This is a genomic window from Spirochaetota bacterium, assembly GCA_034190085.1.
GTDB lineage: Bacteria > Spirochaetota > UBA4802 > UBA4802 > JAFGDQ01 > JAXHTS01.
Genome location: JAXHTS010000025.1, coordinates 1 through 10816, shown reverse-complemented (window position 1 = coordinate 10816; position 10816 = coordinate 1). Strand labels below are relative to the sequence as shown.

6 protein-coding genes are annotated in these 10816 nt (G+C 37.9%); 2 read left to right on the top strand and 4 right to left on the bottom strand.

What is annotated here, in order from left to right:
* Nucleotides 1–437 precede the first annotated feature (437 nt).
* The gene (locus SVZ03_05055; GenBank protein MDY6933578.1) at nt 438–878 is read left to right on the top strand and encodes a hypothetical protein; all 441 of its coding nucleotides are present in this window, start codon (nt 438–440) and stop codon (nt 876–878) included.
* Between the two features lie 341 nt (nt 879–1219).
* Here SVZ03_05055 and fdhD read toward each other — a convergent pair whose 3' ends face one another.
* From fdhD to SVZ03_05035, 4 genes are all read right to left on the bottom strand, one after another.
* Entirely contained in the window at nt 1220–2017 is a 798-nt protein-coding gene (gene fdhD / locus SVZ03_05050; protein MDY6933577.1) for a formate dehydrogenase accessory sulfurtransferase FdhD, read from the bottom strand.
* Nucleotides 2018–2061: 44 nt separating this feature from the next.
* Nucleotides 2062–3009, bottom strand: coding sequence for a serine O-acetyltransferase EpsC (gene epsC / locus SVZ03_05045; GenBank protein MDY6933576.1), 948 nt, complete (start codon nt 3007–3009; stop codon nt 2062–2064).
* A 179-nt stretch (nt 3010–3188) separates the two neighbouring features.
* Entirely contained in the window at nt 3189–6107 is a 2919-nt protein-coding gene (locus tag SVZ03_05040; protein MDY6933575.1) for a DUF2341 domain-containing protein, read from the bottom strand.
* 42 nt (nt 6108–6149) lie between these two features.
* Nucleotides 6150–8591 (bottom strand): hypothetical protein, encoded by a 2442-nt coding sequence (locus tag SVZ03_05035; GenBank protein MDY6933574.1) that lies wholly within the window; start codon nt 8589–8591, stop codon nt 6150–6152.
* A 247-nt stretch (nt 8592–8838) separates the two neighbouring features.
* Between SVZ03_05035 and SVZ03_05030 the strand changes: the two genes are divergently transcribed.
* Nucleotides 8839–10816, top strand: a 1978-nt coding sequence (locus SVZ03_05030; protein ID MDY6933573.1) for an efflux RND transporter permease subunit, incomplete at its 3' end; no start/stop codon positions are given.

The window sequence follows — 10816 nt, the reverse complement described above, 5'->3', positions numbered from 1 at the left end:
TAAAAATCTATGGTTGTATCAATATTGTTTTGTTTATGCTTGTTTTGATGGCCAAGATAGGCCCTTGGCAGTAGTGTTGTAATTATTATCGGTAACTTTGCAACATTGTTTGAGGAGTGAATTCTCTACTTTGAGGAGTTGTTCCTCTGACTGGGGGAAGAAATCCCTAAAATCGGGGAGCAAGTCCCTGGATTTGGACATTCTTCAAATGAGATAAATAATTGATATCCAAAGGCAAGGAATCGACTTGGCGTCGCTTTGCGATGATTGCGGCCAATACCAGCCTGATATGCTGTTTACCTGAGATTTGCTGGGGCGGTTTAAAAACATCCCTCTTATTTCATGGTTATGTGCCTGCGGGAGGTCGTGGTCAGTAGAGCATTTTATTGAGTTAGATAATTGCGATATTTGAGGTGGAAGTGATGTTTATTTCATGAATGGAAAGAAAGGTTTTACAAAATGTTTACGATTATTGGAATAATCCCCAAGGTTTAGCTGACAGGCTTAATAAACATAATTCTCCAAATAATCGTATTGCTGGTTGTGAAATACATGAAAGATATGGTGAAAATGGATTTAATGATGGTGAACTTGGTCTTTTGTGCTTGGAATCAGATTGGAAAGAAAATAATTTTGAATCTGAAAAAGAGATAAATCGTAGAGATATATGTTTTAGAATTGCAATACAGAGACTAAAAGCTGATAAATATATTGAATATAAGCATGATCAGGTTGTTGCAACGGATAAAGGTGTCATGGCAGCGACAGATAGTTGTTGGGTGTTTACAATTTTTAGAGAAAATAAAACATGGTTATTATCACTCATAATTTCTCTTATAGCGTTGATGATTTCAATTATGAGTTTAATGAAGAGGTAAATTTATACAGTAATTTCCCATCAGCAATAATAACAGTAACCACTCATTAAGTGAGTGGGGTAGGGATGGACTATCGGCTCTTCTTGAGGGATGTCATTCCTGCGAATGCAGGAATCTCTGTTAAAAAGTATAGATTGAGATAAATCCCCGCTTTCGCTGGGATGACATTATACTGATACTACTATTCTTTCCGAAAAGAGTATGAGCTTACAATAGTTGATAAATATGAATATTCCCGCCTTCTCATGTCTTTTGCGCTAATTGCGAATGGGGCATGGAGTTTATAATATCCCTTATGCGCAGCGCCTTGTTGTGCTGCTGTCTTGCGTAGTGTGGGATTACTATAAGCGGATCCTGTCCTCTTTTGAATAGATAGAGAACCCTCCACCACGCGCAAATCCCACAACAGTGATCGCCATTTCTCTGGCAAGCAGAATAGTCTGATGAGTAGGCGCGCCGCGGGATATGGTAATAGCGATGCCGCTTCTTCTGGCCTTGTGTAATATTTCCGATGATATCCGTCCCGTGCTTATTAACGCTGTTCTTGAAAAATCTATTCCTTCCATCAATCCCTTGCCAATGACCTTGTCAACTGAGTTATGCCTTCCAATATCATCGATATGTATTCCTGGAATGGATCCCTTCTCGCTAAGGGCTGCAGTATGAACGCCTCCGGTGGAGCGGTAGAGTATGGAACAATGCTGAAGCCAGCGCGCAATCTCAATAATCTCATCATGACTGATAGTAATGTCATTTTGAAGCGGATGGCGGGAGGAGATTTCATTCATGTTCGTATACATCACTCCCTTGCCGCAGCCTGATGTATACAGTCGTTTATGAATAATATCCGGATTCAGTTTTTTCTTCAATTCACAGTATGCGGCCCATCTCGTTGAATCCAGTGTATATGATTTAATATCATCAAAGGAGTTGATGAAGCTGGATGAATAGAGGAATCCTATTGTTAGCTCCTTCAAATGACTAGGGGTGCACAACATGGTGACGATCTCGTCGCCATTTGTAATAATTGTTAGCGGCACCTCCGTTGCAACGCATTGTTTATCAGGAATCGCCTTGCCCTGTTTAATTCTTATTATGTCTAAATCAATAGAGGGGCCGAAATCAACCTGATCTGACATTATGAAACCATCCTTACTTTTGGCGCTTACATCTCATTTGGAGTCTATATACCAGCGCCCTGTTCAAAGATTGATTCAGTTGCTTTTGATTGTAGTATCCGTGTGCCTGGCGGAACATCCTTAGTGAGCCACACATTCCCTCCAATAACTGAACCTTGTCCAATGGTCACCCGTCCAAGTATTGTCGCTCCGGAATAGATTATCACATCGTCCTCCACGATAGGATGACGTGGAATCCCCTTAATGGGTTGTCCATCACTATCTAGGGGAAAGCTCTTGGCGCCTAGAGTAACGCCCTGATATATACGGACATTGCATCCGATAATGCAGGTCTCGCCTATTACAACGCCAGTGCCGTGATCGATAAAAAGGCTTTCGCCAATTACTGCGCCCGGGTGAATATCAATGCCTGTGGCAGAGTGTGCCATCTCAGTAATGATTCTGGGAATGATCGGGACATCGAGTTTATGCAGAGCATGAGCAATCCGGTAGTGAATCAAAGCGCTGATCGTAGGGTAGCAGAATATGACTTCGCTAACACTATTCGCCGCTGGATCGCCCTGATAGGCCGCATTGATATCAACGGATAGAATACTGCGAAGATGAGGCAGTTGATTTAGGAATTGCTGTGTGATGTTGCGTGACCTATCTTCGCATTCATCACAACACGCATTATCGCCTTCTACACATGAAAAGCAGAAACCCCGCTTGATCTGTTCTGAGAGGATTATAAATATCCTGTTTATAGCAGCGCCGAGATAATATTTCATTGTTACAGGCTTAACATCGGAATTGCCAAAATAACCGGGGAATAAGACGGATCGAATAAGCTCCATAACCTCTTGAAGGTCTTCAATAGATGGCATAGGCACAGCATGATTAGAGCGGTGATATACTGACTTATATGACTTTGGTTCACAGAGGTGATCTAATATTTTGTTGATCTGTTGCTCTATGAGTGAGTCATTATTCAGATCATTTATCCTTTTCATTGTATGTACCCGAGAAGTCCAGGTCGTTATTTGTAAAATGAAGCTTATGATACCAATATCATTGGTGCAGGTATTAACTGATCATATCAATAAACAAAAGAATATTTCTCTGTCCACTACTTTTTTCAACATCACTTTGCATTGCCTGAAAATCGGTTATTCGCATACATTTGAATAATTTAGTTATACTCCTCCTCATCAATAGTGAGAGTGGGTTCAGTAGAGACGTGTTTACGCCTCTCATAATGAGCTCTAATTTCTTCAGTACTTAAGGCCCTGTCGTAAATGGCAACTTCATCAATAGTTCCATTGAAATCATAGTTGCTGTTGAGATCCGATCTTGTCCCAATTGTTAAGTCCGCTGTGCTGAAATGCAATATCCCTGATACAAAAGTGGTATTAACCAATACTCCATTCACATACAACCTTTTTGTTGTTCCATCGAATGTTCCAACAACATGATACCATGTCCCAGTGCTTAATGAACCGCCTTGTAGATTGTTATAATTATATCCATCAAAACTTGTCAAAAATCGAATTGAATTTGAACTTTGATCTACAGCTAAAGCGTAACTCCTTTGGCCCGAGATGTCATACTTCGATACAAAGTATTGATATTGAAAACCAAATAAATCATCTGGATTACACCACGCTTCAATAGTAATGTCCATAAGGTCTAAACTACTGTTGTCTGGCACCAATACATAATCAGACCCTCCATCAAAATCGAGAGAATCGCCATTTGAAAAGCCTATGCTGCTATCTCCCCATCTTCCACCATCAGCTCCAACCCAGCCAGCATAGTGATTCGTGCCTGTATTATTGTTTCCGGATGAATCCCCAATAGTATTCCCAGATCCCTCATCCATATGCCACAGGCCAACTAATCCTGGTGTATCAAAGTCTTTTGTAAATGTACAATCAAAATCAGAAACAGCCTCCGCGCTTTGATTTCCATAGTAAAGATAAAGCATGGTCTCTCCCCCGCTTGGGATAAGAGGCACGTTCACCCATATAGATGTTTCCTCTAATCCATTGTTCCATGTTTCTATCCAATAATTGATCTCTATTTCTTCATGATTTATTGTGTCGTAATAGGTAAATCTTATATCATCCCCATCATTGCTTGATACATGATCAAAGTTGAGATTTGAAGAATCAAAGAACATATTGATTTGAAAATCTGTTAGATCTCCGTTATGTGCCTCCTCAGTTATGGAGATTCTATTTCTATAGCTCCAAGATGAGTCCCACCAATCATTTATAACGGTGATGGTGATTACCTCAGAATCAGTCAATTCAGGAAATCCATCGTCACTCACTGTGAAGAGAATGTCTGGATATATGCCTGATTGTGTATTGTCAGGTATCCAGCTAAATACTTGAGTATCAGCGTCAAAATCTGCTCCCAGTGGCAGATTTTCTGCTGTATATGTGAGTGTATTGCCGGCATCCGGATCGCTGGCGGTGATGATGAACTCAAGAAGCTCCCCTTCTGTGACTATACTGTCGCCAATTGGATCAAGCACAGGCGGACGATTTACATCTCCAACCATAATGTTGATGGTTTCAGAGTCGCTCTCTGTTGGGATTCCATCATCAGTAACCGTTAATACGATGTTTTCATGATTGCCCGACTGATCATAGGATGGCGTCCAGCTAAACAGTCCTGTTATAGGATTGACGTATGCTCCTGATGGCAGATTGCTTCCGGAATAGGTCAGATTATGGCCGTCAATATCTGTTGCTTGTAAAGTGAAGGTTAATAGAACTCCCTCATCGGCCGTCCTGTCTCCAATAGGATATAGCACAGGAGGACGGTTAATATCACCAACTGAAATGCTGATGGATTCAGAATCATTCTCAGGGGGTGTTCCATCATCAGTAACAGTAAAGATGATATCGTTATAGTTTCCGGAATCGTTATAATTTGGCGTCCAGCTAAACACCTTATTCTCCATATCAAAGTTTGCGCCTAGCGGGAGATTGCTGGCAGAATAGAACAAATCATTTCCATCGGGATCAGATGCAGTGATAGTGAATTCTAGCAATTCCCCCTCGTTTACAGTTTTGTTCCCTATTGGATCAAGGACTGGCGGACGATTTATATCTCCTACTGTAATGCAGATAGCTTCTGAATCACTTTCCGGAAATGTGGCGATATCAGTCACAGTGAAAAGAACATTGACATAGTTTCCGGATTGATCCGGAGTAGGAGTCCAGCTAAATATCTGAGTATCAGGATTAAAACTTGATCCGCTGGGCAGATTGCTTGCAGAAAAAATCAGGTCATCTCCTTCAGGGTCTGTGGCAGTGATAGAAAATTCTAGTAGTTCCCCCTCGTTTACAATTTTATTGCCTATCGGATCTAGGGCTGGTGGGCGGTTTGTATTCCCAACTGAAATGGTGATAGTCTCTGAATCACTCTCTGAAGGCGTGCCGGTATCATTCACAGTAAAACATATAGTAAATATGCCGGACTGACCGGCTCCTGGAGTCCAGCTAAATATTCCTGTTGAATTATTAAACGTTGCTTCTGCTGGCAGGTCGCTTATGGAAAAGATCATATCATCACCATCAGGATCAGTGGCAGAAACAGTAAATTGAAGAATCTCTCCCATATAGATCTCTTTATCGCCTATTGAATCAATTGTTGGAGGGCGATTTATTTTCCCCACTGTGATCGTAATATACTCATGGTCGCTCTTTGGCGGTGTTCCATTATCAGTTACTTTGAATAGAACATCTGGGTAATTGCCTGACTGCTCGTATTCCGGTGACCATGTAAATATTCCTGTTTGCGTGTCAAAATTCGATCTGGTTGGCAGGTTGCTCGCTGAATAGACCATATCATCACCATCAGGATCAGTGGCAGAGACAGTAAATTGAAGAGACTCTCCCCTGCTGAGTATTTTGTCGCCTATAGGCTCCAATACCGGTGGATGGTTTTCTTTTATCTCAGTTTCTCCGGTTGTTTGATTATTGTTGGAATCTTGAAAAAAATCGCTTACTCCGCTACATCCATTTAGTGAAAGGCAAAGAATAATCAACATTTGAATGCATGATATTATAAATAATATTATAGGTTTATTATTCATTTGACTCTTCCTTAATAAATTAGATTTTAATATCGAAAAACGTCAGAATGGAGAGAATCTTACTTCTGCATCGAGTATATTCTCTCCATCAGTTAACATTTCCATTGTTTTTGGAAAGTAAGTATGTAATAATGAATCATAATAATAATAATATCCAATATTCTCTCCTATATCTATTAGTCCATTATGAGGCTTATTATCCAGAATCGCTGCTATATATATTCCTTCTATTCCAAATGGATCCTCTAAGACCATATCATCTAAAATGGCTGGTGAGATTTTAATATTATAATTGGTGTCAAAATCAATATTCACTGTTGTAGATCCAAGAACATAATCCGTGATGCTGTTCCCGCTAAGCAATAGATTGATCCCCATAGATTTAATTGCAAGTAATATAACCTTATCTCCATCTTGATAATCCTCTTCACTCAGATCGCCCATGTCTAGATTTAAGGTGATGGATGAATTGTGGTTATAGATTTTTCTATTTACTCTGAACACATGTCCTAAAGATGGAACATGATTCACCCCTTCTGATAGCTCTAATTCTAATCCAATATCGAATCTTTTCTGTAAGAAACCGATATAGTCGCCTTCAGTGGGGTCCGGGAATCCTCCAGTATAATCCTTATCCCAGAGAGCTAATACGAATACCTTATCACCAGGCTTAATATCTGTGGATGATAGAGCTACGTTGAAATTGGTCTCTCCCGGAGGCATTCGATAGAAATATTTCATTGCGCTATGTGGATCATCAAGCAGCGCATTGAGATCATCTGTTTGTGCTATAATTATATATATTGGTTTTGAATTTTCGTCATAAGCTTCAGGACATTCAAAGCTACCGCTTAGTGTAATGTCATATCCCGATGACTGCGGCATATCCATTATCATATCAATATTTTTATTGCTTGTTGAGCCCTCTTTCACCGTTATCTGCTTAGGGATATCATCAGTGGCTGATGTATAGAATCCAATTTTATCACCGCTGTCAGGTGTTTTATTCACATTTTTATCTAAGAAGGCGAAAAGATATACATTTTGGATTGGCAGATCATATCCATAGGGCATTATCTTTAGGGTATAATTTAAATCTCCTTCATTTTTGTTTATCCGTTTGTAACCGATTATGGAATCAACATCAAAAGCATATTTATAATCCAGAGAGTTTATCTCTCCGGCATAGGCAATGATTGTTGCTTCACCTATATCGTCTCCCAGAATAGTGCCTTTGATTTCAGAATCAAATGTATAGATCTTTCGGCTTATTCTAAAACTTAAATCTTCATTATCATCCTGCCTGAGTGTATAGGAGGGGCTCATTGAATTAATGTCAAGATAAAATCCAACATAATCTCCTAAAGTCGGATTTGGAAATCCTCCAGTATAATCTTTATCCCAAAGCGCTAGCAGGAATATGGTATCACCCGCCTTCAAATCAGTTTTTGAAAGATCAATATTAAAATCAATGCTTTGCATCCCATCCTTTGGCGGCAACAATTTTTTAAAATATTTAATTCTATCGACTGGTTCTTTAATGATCAGATTGGGATCATCTGTATTTGCAATGACTAAAAAGACAGGATTGGATTTTTCATCGTATGCTTCTCCACCCGGCATCTCAATGGTTCCGCTTATTGATCTGTCATACTCGGAGGGATTGGATATCTCCATCATCAGCTCAATATTTTTATTATTTGATGAACCTTCGCCAATAGAAATGAGTGTGGGCAGCTTGTTTTCATTCGATGTGTGAAATCCTATAATGTCTCCTGCATCCGGCTTCCCATTAGAATTCCTGTCCAGCATGGCAATTACAAACACATTCTGAATAGGCACATCATATCCATAAGGCATTATTTTCAAGGTGTATGATAGTGGGGAGTCAGATTTGTTGAGTCTGTTATAACCAATTATATTATCGAAATTAAAATCACTGACATCGAGAGAATTTATTTCTCCGGCATAGGCTATTAGTGTTAAATCGCCCTCATAATCGCCAAATACTATGCCCTTGATCTTTGATTCAAAGGAGTAGACCATTCTATTAATCCTAATATTCATGCCAGCGTTATATCCTTCCTTAAGGATATAGGAATATGACCAGTTTGCAGAATCGTAGTAAAAACCTACATAATCGCCCTCCGTAGGATAGGGAAGGCCGTTGTTGTAATCATTATCCACAAATCCTATAATCGTGATCTTATCACCGGCATTAAAGCCGGTTCCTGTGAGATCAATATTAAAGGTGTAATCATTATCCTCGACCCTAAGGATGTCAACAATTGAATTTTCTGGATTGTTGATTATCTCCTCAAAATCATCACTTCTTGATATCGCAATAAAGGCAGGGCCAATATGATCCTCATTGATCTCAAGTTGTCCGCATAGATAAATTTCGTTAATATCTTTGTTTTTGCATCCGCTTAGTAATAATATTCCAGAGATCGCGATTATAGATGTAATCATTTTAGTAATCATTTCGATACCTCTAATCCGATACAACTTTATAATTTTACTATTACTAAATACCATTTGAATATACTAAGAAATAAAAGCAGGGTCAAATTTTTATAGATATTTTTAATTGTGAAATATGCATTTTATTATACATCTTCAAATTATCGAAGGTTGGTTTGACTTTTGAAATAAGAATGACTAACTTATTAGCATAAATGTTGTTAATCCTTTAAAATAATAAACTTTTTCATCGTTAAGTGGTGCCTTAATGATAGATTTCATCATAGATCGATATAAATATATTATTGCATTAATAATTCTTATAGCATTGCCATTTGGTCATTATTTTATGCAATACAGGCATTACTATCATTTGAATATATATTTTGAAAAAAATGATCCAGATTTAATAAATTATCAAAGGTTTCAAAGAGAGTACGGCAATGATGAGGTTGCAGCCATTGCGTTCAAGCAGGATGATGTGATGAAAAAGGAGAGTATAGCGCTAATTCGAACAATCAGTGAGAGGTTAAAAGGTTTAAAGGATGTACAGAGAATATATAGCATTACTGACATAGAATTGGCTGAAGGATCGGATGATGTTATAAGATTTACTAAACTTATTCCAGAGAAAGAGGTCAATGATGAAAGCTTGTTGATAGCAAGGACTAAGGTGCTTAACAATAAATGGATTAGGGGTTTTCTGCTTTCCAGTGATATGAAAACTGCTGCTATAATTTTTGAATTAAATACATTACCAGGTGATGAAAAAAGGGAGGTAGTTAACAAAATAAAAAGATTTACTCAGGAGGTTGCAGGCAATACTAAATTGCATTATGCGGGTATTCCTTTTCTTTCTGTTGAACTTAATGAGTTGTCTAAGAAAGATATGAGGCGGTTGGTTCCTGTTGCAGGAGTTTTGATTTTTTTCATAGTAATGATAATGCTTAATAATCTATTCTTAACATTTCTATGTTTTATAAATTTAATTATAATATTTATTTGTAGTATAGGTTTATTTGTAGCTTGTGGCCAGACCTTCAATTTGGTCACAAACATTTTAGGCCCCATACTTCTTGCAATTGCAATAGCAAATTCTATACATTTTATTTCACATTATAGAGATGATTACATTAGGAATGGTGGTAATTATAAAAGCGCTATAAGGAGTACCTTTCATTATCTATTGCATCCAATTCTTTTAACTAGCGCCACAACCGCTATAGGTTTTTTCTCTTTTTATACAAGCCGCATCACACCTGTAAAGGTGTTAGGCATCTATACCTCAACAGGTGTTCTCATCGCTCTATTCTATACACTTTTATTTCTACCCTGTGGACTTATGCTGTTTAATAAGCGAATAAAGATAATAAATAAATCAAAAAAAATATTAAAGGACTCAAAGACTGATAATTGTATTATTTCAAAATTTCTAAATCGATTAAGTATTTTTACTACAAGTAACTACAAAACGATTGGAATAACTATGATTGGAATATTATTAATTTTTATTATTGGTATTACAAAGATAAAATTTGAATCAAATAGCAAAAACTATCTGCAAAGGAATAATAGAATAAGAAAGGATATTGAGTTTGTTGAGAATAATATTGGGGGAATGTTGCCATTTACATTGCTTATTAAGGCTAAGTCAAATGATTATAATTTTACTCATTCAGAAAGTCTGCAGCTTGTTGATAAAATTCAAGAGGTTATATTAAAGGATATCAATGAATTTTCAACATCCTTTTCAGTCGTTAATTACATTGAGGAGATACATAAAACCTTTAACGCTGATGATAACGATAATAAAATACCTGAATCTCAGAGCGATCTGTTGGATTATTATGAGATAAGCAATTCAGAGCTTATTGATAGCCTTATATCGCCTGATTATATGGAATCTAGAATTTCCTTTCAATCCCTTTGGTGTTCTAATGGGATGGCTAACAGAATTCATAATCATATTTCAGATTATCTCAATAATACAATTGGAGATAAATTTACATTCATAATTACAGGAATAACATCATTATCCATTGCTTTGGAGAATAAATTAGCTGAAACTCAGATTAAAAGCCTACTATTTGCCATTGCTGTAATATCCATTATTATGTTTTTCATTTGTAGAACTTTTGGATTAACATGGCTTCTTTCGGGACATGGCCTCTGCCACGGCGGAGGAGGGATACCTGAGGCTGGCCTTCCTGGAGGTGGCGGGCGAGCGGGTGGCAGCGGCCCTGTGC

What these genes read in the sequence shown, in the direction of transcription:
- SVZ03_05055 (MDY6933578.1), top strand. Translation starts at nt 438, where the DNA reads ATGGAAAGAAAGGTTTTACAAAATGTTTACGATTATTGGAATAATCCC.
- fdhD (MDY6933577.1), bottom strand. Translation starts at nt 2,017, where the DNA reads ATGTCAGATCAGGTTGATTTCGGCCCCTCTATTGATTTAGACATAATA.
- epsC (MDY6933576.1), bottom strand. Translation starts at nt 3,009, where the DNA reads ATGAAAAGGATAAATGATCTGAATAATGACTCACTCATAGAGCAACAG.
- SVZ03_05040 (MDY6933575.1), bottom strand. Translation starts at nt 6,107, where the DNA reads ATGAATAATAAACCTATAATATTATTTATAATATCATGCATTCAAATG.
- SVZ03_05035 (MDY6933574.1), bottom strand. Translation starts at nt 8,591, where the DNA reads ATGATTACTAAAATGATTACATCTATAATCGCGATCTCTGGAATATTA.